The organism is Moraxella sp. (assembly GCF_024227015.1).
GTDB lineage: Bacteria > Pseudomonadota > Gammaproteobacteria > Pseudomonadales > Moraxellaceae > Moraxella.
Window position 1 is genome coordinate 1 of record NZ_JAAELD010000198.1, and the last position, 17,304, is coordinate 17,304.

Below are 17,304 nucleotides of genomic sequence, written 5' to 3' on the forward strand. Positions count from 1 at the left end.
ATTCAAAAAGACAAACTAAAAGGCGATGATCTCGCCTTTTTTGGATTACGCTTTATAAAAAGTTGCGTTTTTTAAATTTGGGGTGCGCTGACGGCTGTCGTTGCTGGGGCGTTTTTTGTTGCCGGTGCGTTGTCTGCGCTCTTCTTCGCGTTCGTGACGTTCGTGTTTTTGACGGCGAATTTCACGAGATTTTAGTGGTTTTTTATGGATACGCGCTTGTTTTTCTTTGGCGGCGGTGTTTAGACCTGTACCCATGCGTGGGCGTAAGCCGACCGTCTCGATCAGTTTGCCGATCTCTTTGGCGTCAAGCTCAATGAATCGTCCTGTGCGCAGTTCTTTGGGCAGAATAACAGTACCATAACGAGTACGAATTAGGCGTGAGACTTTAAGTTCTTGAGACTCAAACATACGGCGAACTTCACGCTTACGACCTTCTTTGATCTTCACGTGATACCATTTATTGACGCCGGTACCGCCACCTTCTTTGATGTCGTCGAATTTTGCCATGCCATCTTCTAGCTCGACACCACGGGTCAAATTCTGAGCAATCTCGGGAGTAACCTCGCCAAGTACACGCACGGCATATTCACGAGTTACTTCGCTTGATGGGTGCATGAGACGGTGCGCCAGTTCACCATCGTTGGTGAATAGTAATAGGCCTGATGAGTTGATGTCTAGACGTCCTACCATTACCCATCTGTCGCCGGTTAGCTTGGGTAGGCGGTCAAAAACAGTAGGGCGACCCTCTGGATCGGAAGCTGATGAAATCTCGCCTTCAGGCTTGTAGTAAGCGATGACGCGGCGGCGTTTTTCGCGTTCTGCCTTGATGCGTACTAGGCGACCATCGACACGAATCTCATCCATCGCACTGGCACGATCGCCAAGTGTGGCTATGCTGCCATTGATAGAAACACGTCCTGATTTGATGATCTCTTCGAGTCCACGGCGAGAGCCTAGACCCATGCGGGCGAGCAGTTTTTGGAGTTTTTCGCCTTCTGGGCGGGCGTTATCGGTGGGGGCTTCGATGATGTCTGGTGTGTCGGTCATGATGGTGTCCTGTGGTTGGAAAATAACATTTCACAATGTTAAAAGATCAATAATAAGACTTTTGGGCTAAATTAGCAAGTAAAATCTGTATTGATGTGCAAGCGCATCAATCAATAGGTGATTTAGCCATTTACTTTTAGGCTCTGTAAGTCAGGCAGCGGCGGCAATTCATCCAGACTTGCCAATCCAAACGCATCCAAGAATGCTGGTGTGGTATGTAGCAGCGCTGGACGACCGAGTGTGTCTTTATATCCTTTCTCCATGATCCAGCCCTTATCGAACAGCTGTCTTAGGATGTTACTTGATACGGTAACGCCACGCACCTGCTCGATGTCAGAACGTGTGACAGGCTGCTTGTAGGCGATCACGCTCAAGGTCTCAAGCAGGGCCTGGCTTAGGCTTTCAAGACGCTCAGGGAAAATCTGCTGAATGAGGCGAGAATAGCTGTCCTTGATCTGCAGGCGGTATCCGCTCGCGGTCTTGCCTAGGGTGAGTACGCTACCCGACAGTCGCTCTTTTAAGATGATGAGTGCCATTTGTAGTTCATCGCTACTCATAGATAGATGTTTTTTTAGATCTTGATCGGTTAAGGGTGTTTCGCTTGCGTGTAGTAGCACTTCGATGTAGCGACTTAGTGCTTCGGCGGTGGCGTGCGACTCCAGCAGCTCTTTATGGCTGGCTTGATTTGTCGATTCGACATCCAAAGTAAGGGGTGTTAGGGTGTTTTGCATGGGTTAATGTAGCCAGTATAGGGTTTGTTCGCCGATGGCATGACCGGTGTTGTCGATGCTTGGCAGGGTGTTTTTGGCGCGTTTTTCGGTGGTTTGCAATGCGTAGTTATCCGCGCTTTCGTCATCAAAGTCATCGCCGTACTCACTAAGCCCGACCAAGCCGCGCTTAATCAGCTCAAGCACCGCCACGAAGCTTACCACCACACCAAGCTTACCCTGGGTGGGTTCAAGCAGGTCTTTGAAAGTGGATGAGCCTTTTTCGCTAAGCAGCCGCGTGATGTTGGCGATGCGCTCGGGCAGTGGCACGGGGTCCACATTGACAGTGTGCATCTGATAATCAGGCTTGATCTGCATGGTGATTAGGCTGTTAACGAGAATCTGCGGAGAGTATTTTGGCAGTTCGGCACGCATAGCCTCAATGCTGGGCAAGCTGGTAAATGCCAAAAATACATCTCTTTCTAGTCGAATCAGCTTATCAAGTCTTTGAGCGGCTTCTTTGATCTGGGCATATTCTTCAAGCTTTCTGATGAGTCTTGCTTTGGGGTTTATGCCCTCATCGTCAATCTCTGGCTGTGGTAATAACAGCTCACTCTTAATAGCGATGAGCGTGCCTGCCATTAGCAGATAATCGCCCGCCAATTCAAAATACTCTTCGTCCAAGTCCTTGATGTAGCTTAAATATTGCTCTGTGATGGGCAAAATGGCCGTCTCGGTCAAATCGAAGTTGTTTTTTTTGACCAGATACAACAAAAAATCAAGCGGACCGGCAAACTGCTCAAGCCAAATCGCAAAAGCCTGCGGGGGAATGTACAAGTCATCGGGCAAGCTCTCGACAGGCGTATCAAAGATGCGAATGGTATCAACATCTTGCACTTGGGCGGTATCCGTCATGTTATTTAAGCTTGGCAAGAGGCTTAATGCCGATGGCGCGACGTGTTTTGTCCAGTTGCTTTTGGGCGACTCGGCGAGCCTTGACGGCGCCCATTTGCAGGATTTCTTCAAGTTCTTTTGGGTTGTTCATGAGTTCAAAATAACGCTGGCGCATCGGTGTGATTTCGTCATTGATTTTGTTGAACAAGATTTCCTTGGCCTCACCCCAACCGATGCCACGACGATAGTGGGCGGCTAGCTCTTCAATTTCTTCTTTGGTGGCGAAGGCGCGATAAATCTCAAAGATGGTGCATTCGTCAGGATTCTTAGGTTCTTCGGGTGCTTGTGAATTGGTGACGATTTGGAAGATGGCTTTTTTTAGGGCTTTTTGTGGGTCAACTTGTGGATTGCCATCGCCAAATAATGGAATGGTATTACCATAAGATTTGCTCATTTTACGCCCATCTAGACCGGTCAGTAGTGGCGTTTCTTCATCGACGACGGCATTGGGTTGGGTGAATAGCGGCTTGTATTTGAAATTAAATGTGCCTGCGATGTCGCGCGCCATCTCAATGTGCTGAACTTGGTCTTTGCCAACAGGCACGTGGGTGGCGTTGAACATCAAGATGTCAGCCGCCATCAGTACAGGATAGCTAAATAGCCCCATCGTGATGCCAAAATCAGGATCGGTGTCTTCCTTGGTGGTGTTGATATCGACAGCTGCCTTATATGCGTGCGCGCGATTCATCAAACCCTTGGCGCATGAGCAATTTAAAATCCAGGCAAGCTCTGGAATCTCGCTAATGTCTGATTGACGGTAAAACGTAACCGCCTGTGGATCAAGACCGCAAGCCAGCCATGTCGCCGCGATGGCGCGTGTGGAGCGATGAATCTCATCAGGGTCGAAGCATTTGATCAATGCATGAAAATCCGCCAAGAAAAAGAAAGCATCACCATCGCCACGTGCGATCGCCTCGTTGGCGGCTTTGATGGCAGGGCGAATCGAGCCGACATAGTTGCCCAGATGTGGAATGCCTGTGGTGGTAATGCCTGTTAATACGCGCTTTGGGGTGGTTGGCTGAGTGCTGTCAGTCATGAGATTCCTTGTTATTTTTTAATGAATAAAGCGGATAATTATAACAAAATTACGATTTATTTTGTCATCTTAAATGCATCATCTAATGCCATTAGCCTTGGGTTTTTAGGACGTCTAGGTCATCTTTGCAGATTGGCTCAATGGCTTGACTACAAAAGTCAGGATCTAGCTTACAGATGGCGTTTTGTAGTTCATCGATGCGCTTGTCTTGCTTCTGAATGTGCGCCAAGAGCGCTGCAATGCTCGTGGCTACAGGGTCTTGGGTGTCAGGCTTAAGCCCATAGGCGTTGAATAGCTCATCCGCTGCCTGTGTCTGCTCTTGGCTGACCTTTGGTGCGTCTTTTTTGCTTTTCTTGTCGATCATGCGTGCAGCAGAGCCGACCATGGTGGCGTTTTCTGGTACGGGCTTTACCACCACGGCGTTTGAGCCGATTTTGGCGTGATTGCCCACGGTGAAGCCGCCTAGGATTTTGGCACCTGCGCCTACGACCACATGGTCGCCAAGCGTTGGGTGGCGTTTGGCGCCTTTCTCCCATGAGACCCCGCCCAAGGTAACGCCATGATAGAGCGTCACATCATCGCCAATCTCGGCAGTCTCACCGATGACCACGCCCATTCCGTGATCGATGAATAGGCGTTTGCCGATCTTGGCAGCAGGGTGGATCTCGATACCTGTCGTGACGCGGCTGATGTGTGACAAGCTGCGCGCTAGGAATTTGTGGTCATTCTCCCATAAGGCATGAGCGGCGCGGTGTAGGGTGCGCGCGTGTATGCCGGGGTAAGTGATGAGTACTTCTGCCTTGGTGCGAGCAGCAGGGTCGCGATCTAATACGGCTTCTAAGTCATCATTGATGGCGTTTTTTAGATTTTTGATTTTTTGAATGAATGACACGAATAATCCTTAAAATAGTTCTTTAAATCATCAAGCCAACTTGGCTAATGTGGCCGGTTTTGGCTAATTTTAACATGAATTTTGGCAATTAACGCGCGCAGCAGGGCAAATTCTTTTTGATCTAGCTGCACCCGACTTGTGAGCCGTGATAGACGCGTCGGTAGGTGCTTTAAGTCTTGATCATCTGCCAAATTAAGCTTAACAAGTAAATCAATGAGACTACTGTTAAGACTTCGCTGCTGAGCATGGGTGATGGCAGGCTCATCCCAGTCTTGGCGGATATTTAGGTCGATCTGATGAGTTTGAGGGCTGTTGTCTTCTGATTTTGATGCATTGTTTGACAGTGCATCATAGATGAACGCGCCAATCACCTGTATGGCGGCGGCGACATTAAGAACGGGATATTCAGGATTAGCAGGGATCTGAATGTGGTAATCCGCCAGCGAAAGCTCATCGTTCGTAAGACCACGGTCCTCACGCCCGAATAAGATGGCGATCTTTGGGGTGGTTTGTTCGTCGGGGTTATTATGCGCCTGATAAAAATTCATCATTAGCTCTGCTGCCATATTGGGAGTGATGACAGGGCGCGGCATGTGGCGAACACGAGCAGATGCTGCAAATACTAAATGACAGTCTGACAAGGCTTCATTCAAATCGTTGACGATGCGCGCAGAATCTAGCACAGAGGTTGCGCCTGCAGCATTGGCAATACTGGTGTCATCGATAGGCAAGCGCGGATTCACGACAACCAGATCAGACAATCCCATCGTGTGCATTGCACGAGCGGCTGAACCGATGTTGGCGGGTAGGGTGGTGCCAATCATGATGATGCGAATGCTCGCCAGTTGAGAGATTGAATTCATAACTTATCTTAATAATACATTCTGTGATGGCAGTATCGCTCTTAGCTCATCAAGCACGTCATCACTGGGGTGTAAGCGGAATCGATCATTCACCGAGACGCGTGAGATGCTACATTCATCATATAAAAACAGCGATACTGGCAGGCAGCCATCTCTTAATATCGTAGGCGCTGTGGTCGTGAGGATATTACCTTCTTCATCATAAGCCACTGCATCTTCGATCTCCTCCTCGTCGTCATCAGCGGGCGGCGGGATGAGATTGGCAGCAGGTGGCGTATTTTCTTTTAGAAGAGGGATTAGTCTGCTTAGTGCTTCCATGTCGTGAGCGTTTAACTTGATGTTTACCGCCGACAGGTGTTTTAATCGCGCTTGGGTCAGCGTCATAGCATTCTGCATTCTGGCAAAAACACGACCATCATTCTCACGCACGCTTAGCGTGGCGATGATGATTGCACCATTTAGGTTGGAGATGTATTCCCAGTCGGTTTTATCCTCGATTTTACGCAGGGTTTGGGCGTTGAGATCTTTGGGTTTAAAGTTCTTATCGCTGCTAAGATGAGCGTATTTATCCAGCAGTCGATCGCTAAGTGCGATGTTGGTCTCTAGGATGGGCTGCAGGCGTGAGAATTTGTCGGTAAAGCAGCTAACTTCCACGCGCGCACTACCATCATCAAGCGTGATAGCGACACGGTTGCCGAAGTTTGCAACATCGATAACCAGACCTGCCACACGGGCAAATTTATTATAACCTGTGTCTGACAGCTCGCTTAGGTGGCTGACATTGGTGTATTTTTTTAGTTCATCGCGGTATTTATCGAGCGGATGACCAGTTAAGTATAAGCCTAGCGTGTCTTTTTCGCCTTTTAGGCGGGTCTGGTCGCCCCAGACGATGTCGGGCAGCTCAGGGGCGACAGACAGACCATCGTCCACTTCGCCAAATAAATCAAAGGTGCCAGCCAGTGCATTTTGGCGGTTTTGCTCGGCGACTTGCATGGCGGCAGGCAGCTGCGCCCACAGTCCGCCGCGGATATGATGACGCAGTTCTTGTTTGGCAAATTCTGGCTTAATCTGTACAGCCAAATCATCAAAACAGCCCGCGCAAATGAGTGCTTCTAGGGCGCGTTTGCCGACTTTTTTGATGTCAACACGATTACAAAAATCATAAAGGTCTTTAAATTTACTTTCTTTTCGTGCCTTAACGATACTTGCGACCGCATCTTCGCCCACGCCTTTGATGGCGCCAAGTCCATAGATGATGGTTTTTTCGTCTTGTACGACAAAGTGCCAATCGCTGTGATTTACGCTTGGTGGAATGACAGATAGATCAAAGTTCTCTTTGCAGTCAGAAATCAAGAATACGATGGTGTCAGTGTCATCCATCTCTGATGACAGTACCGCTGCCATGAATTCGGCAGGGTAGTAGTATTTTAGATAAGCGGTCTGATAAGCCAGTACGCCATAGGCGGCGGAGTGAGATTTGTTAAAACCATAACCTGCAAATTTCTCCACCAGATCAAAAATCTGACCCGCCAAGTCCCCGGATACACCTTGTCCGATCGCACCTTCTACAAAGATGCTGCGCTGCTTTGCCATCTCTTCGGGTTTCTTTTTGCCCATGGCGCGTCGCAGCATGTCAGCCCCGCCCAAGGTGTAGCCTGAGAGCACTTGAGCGATCTGCATGACTTGTTCTTGATAGACGATGACGCCATAGGTCGCCTTCAAGGGTGGTTCTAGCCATTCATGCTGAAAATCAGGGTGGGGATAGGCGGGTTCTTGGATGCCGTGTTTACGGTCGATGAAGTCTGTCACCATGCCTGATTCTAGTGGACCTGGGCGATACAGGGCGCACATTGCGATGACGTCTTCGATGTTGGTGGGCTTTAGCTGCTTTAGGTATTTTTTCATGCCCGAGCTTTCAAGCTGGAACACGGCGGTCGTATTGCCTGACTGTAGCACAGATTGATAGACGTCGCTGTCATCTAGAGGGAGCTTCTCAAGATCAATGGGTTCTTGACCAAGCTTGGCGCGAGTGATGTTGATGTTATCGACCGCGGCTTGGATGACGGTGAGGTTTCGAAGCCCTAGGAAGTCAAATTTTACCAAGCCCACCGCCTCGACGTCGTCCTTATCGAATTGACTGACGGGATGTCCTTTGTCATCGCAGTACACCGCGCTAAAGTCGCTAATGCGATTGGGCGCGATGAGCACACCACCTGCGTGTTTACCGACGTTACGCGTGATGCCTTCTAGTTTTTTTGCCATTTCCCAGATTTCTGTGGCGGCTTGATGGTCGGGGTGTGTTGAACCTTCTTTTAGGAGTTCTTCGAGTAGTGGCTCTTCTGAACGCGCCTCATCAAGGGAGATGCCGGGTGTCTTTGGGATGAGTTTTGAGATTTTATCGGCAAGACCATATGATTTGCCCTGAACTCGTGCCACGTCGCGCACCACCGCACGCGCCGCCATGGTACCAAAGGTGATGATCTGCGAGACGGCTTGTCGTCCGTAGGTGCGCGCCACATAGTCGATCACGCGGTCACGTCCTTCGATACAAAAATCGATATCAAAGTCGGGCATCGACACACGTTCAGGATTCAAGAACCGCTCAAACAGCAAATCATATTCGAGTGGATCAAGGTCAGTAATGTTCAGGCTATAAGCCACTAATGAGCCAGCGCCCGAGCCACGTCCCGGACCGACAGGCACGCCATTCGCTTTTGCCCAGCGGATAAAGTCCATCACGATCAAGAAATACCCTGGAAAACCCATCTTTAGGATGATACCCAGTTCATAATCTAATCGGTCTTTATATGATTGGTAAATCGCATCCCAGTCGTCACCGCGCTTATCTTCGGGATACAGCTTGGCAAGTCGTTGGTGTAGACCATCTAAGCTGACCTTTTTAAAGAAGCTCTCGATGGTGTCGTCTTCTGGGATGGGAAAGTCGGGCAAGACGTTAATACCTAGGGTAAGTGTGACGTTACAGCGACTGGCAAGCAGGTTGGTGTTCTCGATGACTTGGGGGATGTCTGAGAACAGCTCTTCCATCTCTGCTTGGCTGCGAAAATACTGTGCTTCGGTGTAGTTTCTAGGGCGGTTTGGGTCTTCTAGGGTGTAGCCTGTCGCGATACAAACACGAGCTTCGTGCGCGTCAAAGTCACTACTGGCGTTATTTTCTTTGGCTTGTCCAGCGTCTTGCGGTACTGGATTGATAAATCGCACGTCATTATGAGCGATGATTGGAATGCCCGCCTTTGAGCCTTGAATGATCACTTCGCGGTTATAGGCATTGTCCGATTCGTGCGTGCGCTTGATGCTAAGGTATAGGCGATCACCAAAAGCATCCTGCCAAGGCTTAACAGGTGTGGCGAACATCTCAGGGTGGTTGCCTTTTAGTATGGCGGCAGTCTCTGAGCGATCGGTCAAAATAGCGATGATGCCATCGTTATTGGCAAATAAAGCTTCCTTGGTGATGATGGGTGTGTGCACCGTCACCGTACCGTCCTGCATGGGGCGGTTGGTGTAGGCGTCAGACAGCAGGCGCAATAGGTTTTTGTAGCCATCATTATTCATGGCGTACAGTATCACCGAATGGTTATTCTCTTCTGCGAGGCGATCAATCTCTTCGCCAATCGTGGCTTCCACGCCGATGATGGGCTTGATGCCAGCTGCCGTGCAAGCTTTATAGAACTTAACCACAGCGAACATGTTGTTCACATCCGCCAGACCCAGCGCGGTCTGACCATCTTGGCTGGCTTTTTTGACCAGCTCTTTGATGCGTACGATGGAATCAACGATGGCGAACTCACTGTGCACGCCCAAATGTACAAATGCCATTAATGTCTCTTTTTATTTGATATCTTTATGAATAAATTACTTAAAATTCTGTAAAAATTAGAGGGGATTATGAGGTGAATTATAGCATTGATTGGGTGGATTTTTAAGTATTAATTTTGGGTGGGGGTAGATGGATTTTATCAAAAATAACAAGGCTTGGCATGGATAATTAAAGCGATTCAAGGTACAATTTAATTTTTAGCGCAGTTTGGATTTGCCATGTTTCAGATTATCCAATCTAATGACACTGATGTCTTGGTTGATGAATTGATTAATTTTTATAAAAATCCGCATCGCGATCAGGCGGATTTTGGTGCGATGATTTTTACGCCATTTGTGGTGATTGTGCCATCGATGGTGCTTGGACATTGGCTTGAAAAACAAGTCGCTCTAAAGGCGGGTATCAGTACTATGATGACCGCTCAATTTTGGGGGCAATATCAATGGAAGATGATTAAGCAGGCGCTGGAGCTTGATGGTGTGATGCATCCTAATGATGCCTTGGCGGTGCCTGAGGTGGCGATGCTGTCTGCTTCGGTCATGCGCTGGCGGCTGTTTGGGTTTTTAAGCACCAAAGCAAAACCTCGAGAATTATTAGAAATTCTAAATAATTATCAGCATGAATTGCACTTTCTTTTTAGACCATTGGCGGAGCAAAGCCAAGACCAATATGAGATACCGGATCATCGTCTGTGGCAGGCGTGTGATGAGCTGTCTCGGCTGTATGTGCGCTATCTAACACATCGCCCAGAGTGGCTGGATGCGTGGGCGAACAATGAAAGCCTTGAGGGTATGGTCGAAGAAATGATCGCCAGCAAGGATCGATTTGGCGATGAATATGGTCAAAAAGAAGCCACGCCTGATTGGTTGGTGGCACATTATAAAAATCTAGAAAAGCTGCTGCGCCATCTATGGCATGAGCTATTTAGGCACGTCTATCAGATGCGCCAAAAGCTTGAGCATAGATTCTGGGATGTGCTGGAGGGCAGACGCGGTGGTGAATTACGCCAAGCAGTGCTGAATAAATTACCCAAAGATTTGTATTTATTCACTGTGCAGCAGCTGCCACAGGTGGAGCTGTTATTCCTAAAAAGACTGTCATTGGCAATGAACATTCGCCTGCTGCATTTTAACCCATCTAAGATGTTCTGGGCGGACATCGTCGATAAAAATTGGCTCTTAACCCAGAATATCATCAATCCAAATGTCGTGTACAAAAAAGACTATGGACATGGATTATTGTCTCGACTTGGTAAGGAATCGCGTGAGACTTTTGCCATGCTGGCTGATATGTCTGGCGGCGAATTTTATTATGAAGATAATGACAATCAGCAGTTAAACCATGTAGATCATCTAAATAATCAAAGTGCGTTACATCAGATTGATTGGCAGGATAAATTTCAATCAAAAACCAGTGGTAACAATGACAGCATCCTAAATCAATTAAAGCAAGACATTCTCATGCTTGGGGAAGATGAGCGTGTCAAAGGCATGGCGATGGGAGAGGTGCTGCAGATACTAAGCGACAAAAAACGCCCAAAATCAGTAGCGACCTTATCAGAGCTTGCCAAGAGTGACAAAGAGCTGCTGCCAAGCTTAAGCGTTCATGCTTGTCATGGGCTAAAAAGACAGCTTGAGATTGCTCGCACGATGATCGCCAAATATCTAAACGATCATCAGAAAAAACCATCTGATGTGGTGATATTACTGCCTGATGTGGAAGAGGCTCAGAACACCATTCGGGCGGTGTTCCCTGATGGTGTGGGCGTTGATGGTTTGTATTTGCCCATCAAAATCACAGGTACAAAAGCGCGTGAGATCGATGAGCTATTGCAGGCGATGCTTGGCTTTTATCGCTTGCGTGGGGTAAAACACGCGCGATTTTATGCCGATGAATTTTATGAATGGCTCATGAATCCTGCGGTGTATGAGAACTTTGGGCTAAGCTTTGATGAAGCGTATCGTGCAAGGGCGCTGCTTGAGGAAGCTGGCTTTCGCCGTGGCTTTGATGCGTCCCACATCGGGCTGACATTGCACGACAGCGACACCGATTATCGATATACATTTGGCTATGCCTTGGATCGCATTGTTATGGGGTTCGTTGCGCCAAATGAGCAGACGCCAAGTGAGCTACTATATCCGTTTGACTGGACGGATGGCACAAGTGAAGCGACGTTGGCTCTGGGTGGGATTGGACTTAATGATAAAAACATCGTTCAAGCGCTGTGTCGAATGCATGAGGCTTTGGCGTATTTTGGTGGGCAATATCAGCAGCGTGACAAAGTTCAGCATTGGCTAAATAGGATTGAGCATGAGCTGATTGATGATTATTTTTATGCCATTAAACAAACCACGAAGATGCGCGCGATCTTCGAGGCGAAGAATGCCATGTTGGCAAGCCTAAGAGCGAACGCTCAGCACGGCAGCGATGATGATATTTATCTGACCTTAGAATTTGTGCTTGAGAGCCTGTCGGAGGCGGTAGGGCTGCAAGCTGTCGCTGCAGAGCCTGCGGATGTGATCACGGTGGCGCGCTTTGGTTCGCTAAGAAGTGTACCATTTGGACTGACTGTTATGCTGGGGATGAATCTATCGGCATTCCCACGCCAAGACAGAAGCATGAGGCTAGATCTGATACGCGCAGGGTTAAAGCGGCGCGGTGATCGCTCGAACGAGGACGATGATAATGGCGCGTTCTTGGATGCGCTGCTATGCACCAAAGACACGTGTTTGATTTTCTATGATGGCATGAGTGCTGACGGTAGTACGGTACTGCTGCCAGCATCGCCTGTGACAGAGTTGCTTGAATTTTTAAAGTCGGGCATGGATTGGCAGCTGCCTGATTCGGCAGATGATTTGACCAGACGAGTTGGTGAGCGGCTACCTGGCTTGATTGAGCATTACCTGCTGACTAGGCATGAGGCGATGAGCTTTGAGCGGTCGTTATTTTATCGTGATGATAGCGCGATTAACGATGACGATTCTGTGGCTGCCTTAAAGATCATCATCGATGATAAAAAGCGTGAACTGCAATCATTCCTACCGCCTGCACCACTTTGGCAAAATGTGCGGCAGGTGCTTGATGATAGATTGCCTGATATAGAAGACAAGTCGTTTGTAGCGCTGCCGACCGATGATGAGCTGGTAAGGATTCAAGAGGTATTTGCTAAGGTGATGACTGGGTCGCCAGATGCAGATCAATCGGTAAATGACCTGCTGTCGGATTACCGCATCGAGCTACCAAATTACCTAACTGTACAGACAATTAACAGCGCCATCAAATCACCTGCCAAATCCTATCTTCAGGGTAAATTTATGGTATTAACCACTTTGGAAGAGACCGATCGAGATGAGCCATTATCAATGGATGGTCTAGAAGGTTGGCGGCTGAGCGACACCATCGTTCAGGCCTTGGCGACAGGGGTGTTTGATGGTAAGAATATCAATGAGATGGATATAAAAGCGCTGTTTGATGTGGCGATACCATCTAACATGACACTCCAAAGACAGCAAAAACTGACCCAGTTAAAGGCGCTGCGCCACGAGCCGCTACTGCCTGCAGGCGCAACCAAATACGCACGCCTAAAACAAGACATTGAGCTGGTAAGTGGCGTGGTTGAGGATTTTTGGACTCAGCTGAATAATGCGAAAGGCAGTCTGATGGGGCAGTTGGAGGTAGGGCGTGGTAGCCTGAATTTTTCGGCGCTCATCACATCCACCCAAGAGCAGGCAATTGCGCTAAATATCGGCACAAAGCCACTTAAAATCTTGGCTCAATTACCAGATTCCTCAAGCGATCACTGGCTTAATGTCTTGGTGAGCGGCACTTCATCGGATAAGCTGCTCGGGTTCTGGGTTCAGCACTTGTTATGGCAAATCCATCGCCAAACGACCGCTCAAGACGAGCATACCAATCGAGGTATGAGTATTTGGCATTATAAAAAAGGACGAAAACTGATTCAGCCATTTTCTGAGGTGGCTACCATCGTGATGCGCCCAATTTGTGCTGATAAGGCGATGCGGCATTTACAAAATCTGATACTATTCGCCGTATTGACTCGCGTGACGCCATTGGTGCTAACGGCGGATAATGCCTTAAAGATTCTATCTGCGGGCGATACGTCGATGGAGAATTTAAGTCTTGATGACTGCATTGGCAAGGATACCGATTATTCTAGCAAAGATCTGCACTGGGAGGCGCTGCTTCAAGGGCAGGACGTTGATTGGGCGATGAGACAGGCGGCGATATTGGCTAAGCCTTTATATGGAGATATGTTGGCATACATGACAACTTTAGAGAATCTAAATCGCCCACCGGTACAAGGAGATGCTCATGAGTGATATTCGTAGCACGCCTGCCACGGCCTGTACACTGTCAGGCGCTTATCTGATTGAGGCGTCTGCAGGTACGGGTAAGACTTGGACGCTTTCGGGCATTATTTTACGCTTGCTGGTTGAGAAAAAGTATGCGCCAGAGCGGATCATTGCCACCACGTTTACCCGTGCTGCCGCCGCTGAGATGCAGGAGCGAATTCAGGCACGCTTAACGACTTTTTATCGCTATTTGACTTGGATGAAGTCCAAGCAGAGCACTCATGAGTCGTGGTTCAATCGCGAGTTGCCTACCACCGACCGCCTTAATGAGATCGTCACAACTGCCAAGCAGGCGGGCATCGATGAGGCGGATGATGTTGTTAATCAGCACTTGATTGAGTTTTTGATTAATCATGAGGATGATTTTGCCTTTGATGAGGCATTTCGTCGGGTGGGGCTGTTATTATCAACGCTTGATAAGCTCTTTGTGGGTACGCTCGACAGTCTGGCGCAAAAATGGCTCAAAGAGTTCGCCGCTGAAATCGGTCATCAGACCAAAGCAGAAATCTTATACGACAGCGACGACATCACGACCGCCGTCATTCATGACAGTCTGCGTAAAAAGCACGCACAAATCATCACCCAAAATCCTAAGCTATACGCATTCATCACGTCCAGTGATGTATTTAGTGACATTAATGGCGCTAAAGCCACCATTAAGCTTACCATGCAGTTTTTTGATGCGCCGATTGATCCGATGCCTAACATTGATGATGCTTATGTGGAGAGTCTCGAGGCTGAACTGGATGAGATTTTAAGTTATGATTTGGATGAAGTTCATCAATTCTTGGATGATTGTTATCGAAAAAAAGTAGGGATTAATGGTCGTGCCAACCTGCCCAAATCTTTGGATAAGTTGACCGAAATCCAAGCACTGATTCGTGAGCATGGCATTGGATTTGTCAATCATTTGAAACCATTGAAAACTTGGATTAAAAATATCGAGAAAATCAAAGACATAACAAATCTAACGAATAAGAATTACGATCATGATGCGGTGATGGTGCTGTTTGAGTTTATCCAGCAAAAACTGATCAACATCCCACCAATCATTGAGAAGATTCGCGATATTACTGTTCAATATCGCGCTTATCTATATCGTCAAATCGCTGAGGATGTCCGACGGCTGAGCCCATCTTGGCTTGAGAGCATGGGCAAGACGACATTCACCTTGCAGATGAAGCGCCTGAACGATGCGCTGGAAAGCAGTAAGGATTTGGTGCGCCGCATTCGCCATCATTATCCTGTGGCGCTTATCGACGAGTCGCAGGATGTGAATGGCGCTCAGGTATCACTAATCAAGCAAGTATATATCAATCCCCTACAAGAAGAATTAAAAAACAACAAAGCACCCAAGGGATTTTTGTTACTGGTGGGCGACCCTAAGCAGGCGATTTACCGTTTTCGCGGCGGTGATGTGAGTAACTATAACTACATAAAATACCTAGGAACTACTCAGCACCAAAAAGAGAAACAGCGTGAGATTATTAATAAAGACTTAACACTCACCGTAAATAGACGATCTAATAAAGCCCTGATTGATGCGTTAAATCAATGGTTCGTGAATGATTCGTTTGATGGCTTGAACCCTGCCGAACTTGGCGAGGGCATCTATTATCAGCACATCGAAGCGCACAATCAAACTCAAAGACTGTCTTGGCAAAATAAAGCAACGCAGGCAAGTTACCTAGATGAGCGGCCACTGACAGTATTGCACATGCCTTATTTAAATGGTGATGATGCTTGGAAAAAACATCAGGCGACTGCCCATCATATTAATAGCCTTCTACAAAATCCACACTGTACGATGGATGATAACGGCAGATCAAGACCTATTAATCCCAGTGACATTGCTGTCTTGGCTAAGACCAAGGCCGAGTTCTCTGCGGTTAAGGGGTATTTAGATAAACTAAACATTCCTGCCATCGCCATCAAAGACGAAAATGTCTTAGCCATGCCTGCCGCTAATGATCTATATGCCTTGTTGGCTGTATGTCTGGATGCGGGCAATCTTGAGAAAGTAGGTCGGTTACTAAGTAGTCATTTGTTCGGATTGACCCTTGATGACATTACAACTTTATTCGCTGATGAGTCGGATAAAATGAGCCAAGATGGTGCAGAGCAGAAGATTCGATTGTTCGGCTATCTTGCCAAAATGCACGAACAATGGCAAAAATACGGTATTGCCAGTGCGATTTGGTATGCGCTATCGATAAATCCGCTAAATGACAAACATAATCAATCCGACGGCTTATGGCTAAATGCTGCCAAGGCAGGCGAGCGATATTTGGCGGACTTATGGCAAGTGGTTGAACTGGTAGGAGAGCAGTCGCATCTGCACGAGACCGCGCTGTTAGAATGGTTCGAGATCCAAATGCAAGAGGGTGCAAGCGAGTACAACAAAAGAAGGGTGCTGCCCAGCGAAGCAGGCGTGAATCTGATGACCATCCATGCATCAAAAGGGCTTGAATTTCCCATCGTGTATGTGCTTGGACTTGAAAAGCCAGCAAAGGGCAATAATGCGTTATTTTACCCTTATAGCGATGATAAATATCAAAGACGCATCTCGCCCGTTCGCCATAGAGGTGATGTGGATTATGGGGTGCTTGATCTTACAGAGAGTGCCGATGAGGCTAAGCGACTAGGCTATGTCGCCTTAACACGTGCATCTGAGCAGGTGTATGTGGTGGCTTCGGACAGCTATTATGTAGATAATAGCACGTCCCCCATGTTCATATGGTGTCAAGCCAGTGAGAAAAAAGCGCTCACCCCACCACAGCGAATGCAGGGCAAGATGGGCTGGATTGAGCTTTTGGATTGTGAAGACTTGATAAAATCGCGCTATGATATCAATGATAAACCTCAATCTCGCATCAATTACGTGGATTGGCACGTCGCTATTCCTAAGCAGTCTTTTCAAGGCATGCATCAGGCGAGCTTTACCAGGCTGATTAATCAGCTGGAATCATCGCAGGAGATGATGGATGGTGATAAGCAAGATGTTCATGACGAAATGATGATTGATGGCTCATCTGATGAGGTGGTTGAGCGTATTCAAAACGCCTTTATCCGCGGTGCGACAGCGGGTGAATTCTTGCATTTGGTATTACAAGAAGTGGATACATCCATGCCCATCACTGACAGGTCAGGTCAGCTACTCGCCATCAGTCAGGAGATTGATCGTCAGGCGCGCAAACTAGGCTTGGCTGAGTATCTAAGCCATAAGCACCAATCTGCGCCTTTAGAATCGGATAAAAACACGCCGCATCGTCAGCTGGTGCTTTGGCTGTATGAGGTAATACATGCCAAATTTGGCGCATCGGGCACCAATCTAAAATCACTGCATGATGGCAATAGTGTGCGCGAGATGAAGTTTGTGCTTGGGTTAAAGCATGGCTTTGGCGTGGCTGACATCAATGCAGTCTTTGAAGAATACAGCGACCACGCATTGGAATTAACCCCCGACCATAACGATCGCGTGTATCATTATCTTAAAGGTGAGATTGATTTATTATATGAGCATGAGGGCAGGTTCTTTGTGCTGGATTATAAGTCGAATTTTTTGGGTGATGATTGGCGTGATTATGATAGACAGTC

The 17,304-nt window shown here is 47.8% G+C and carries 9 protein-coding genes; 2 read left to right on the forward strand and 7 right to left on the reverse strand.

What is annotated here, in order from left to right; all coding sequences use genetic code 11:
• Positions 1-45: 45 nt before the first annotated feature.
• From rluB to dnaE, 7 genes are all read right to left on the reverse strand, one after another.
• A complete protein-coding gene (gene rluB, locus GY683_RS04520; protein WP_297287612.1) occupies positions 46-1,047 on the reverse strand; it encodes a 23S rRNA pseudouridine(2605) synthase RluB in 1,002 nt (333 codons plus the stop codon).
• Between the two features lie 122 nt (positions 1,048-1,169).
• Positions 1,170-1,778 carry an SMC-Scp complex subunit ScpB gene (scpB, locus tag GY683_RS04525; protein WP_297287613.1) on the reverse strand — a complete coding sequence of 203 codons (609 nt, stop codon included), beginning with the start codon at positions 1,776-1,778 and terminating at the stop codon, positions 1,170-1,172.
• Between the two features lie 3 nt (positions 1,779-1,781).
• Positions 1,782-2,669 carry a ScpA family protein gene (locus tag GY683_RS04530; protein ID WP_297287614.1) on the reverse strand — a complete coding sequence of 296 codons (888 nt, stop codon included), beginning with the start codon at positions 2,667-2,669 and terminating at the stop codon, positions 1,782-1,784.
• A gap of 1 nt (position 2,670) precedes the next feature.
• Positions 2,671-3,744 (reverse strand): tryptophan--tRNA ligase, encoded by a 1,074-nt coding sequence (gene trpS, locus GY683_RS04535; protein ID WP_297287615.1) that lies wholly within the window; start codon positions 3,742-3,744, stop codon positions 2,671-2,673.
• Between the two features lie 91 nt (positions 3,745-3,835).
• Positions 3,836-4,636, reverse strand: coding sequence for a serine O-acetyltransferase (gene cysE, locus GY683_RS04540; RefSeq protein WP_297287616.1), 801 nt, complete (start codon positions 4,634-4,636; stop codon positions 3,836-3,838).
• Between the two features lie 44 nt (positions 4,637-4,680).
• Positions 4,681-5,499: an RNA methyltransferase gene (locus GY683_RS04545; RefSeq protein WP_297287617.1), complete on the reverse strand. Its 819-nt coding sequence runs from the start codon at positions 5,497-5,499 to the stop codon at positions 4,681-4,683.
• Positions 5,500-5,502: 3 nt separating this feature from the next.
• Positions 5,503-9,333, reverse strand: a complete 3,831-nt coding sequence (gene dnaE, locus GY683_RS04550; protein WP_297287618.1) for a DNA polymerase III subunit alpha — start codon at positions 9,331-9,333, stop codon at positions 5,503-5,505.
• Between the two features lie 219 nt (positions 9,334-9,552).
• Between dnaE and GY683_RS04555 the strand changes: the two genes are divergently transcribed.
• Positions 9,553-13,674, forward strand: a complete 4,122-nt coding sequence (locus tag GY683_RS04555) for an exodeoxyribonuclease V subunit gamma (protein WP_297287619.1) — start codon at positions 9,553-9,555, stop codon at positions 13,672-13,674.
• On the forward strand, positions 13,667-17,304 hold a 3,638-nt coding region (locus GY683_RS04560), incomplete at its 3' end, for an exodeoxyribonuclease V subunit beta (protein WP_297287620.1). The genes GY683_RS04555 and GY683_RS04560, both read left to right, overlap by 8 nt.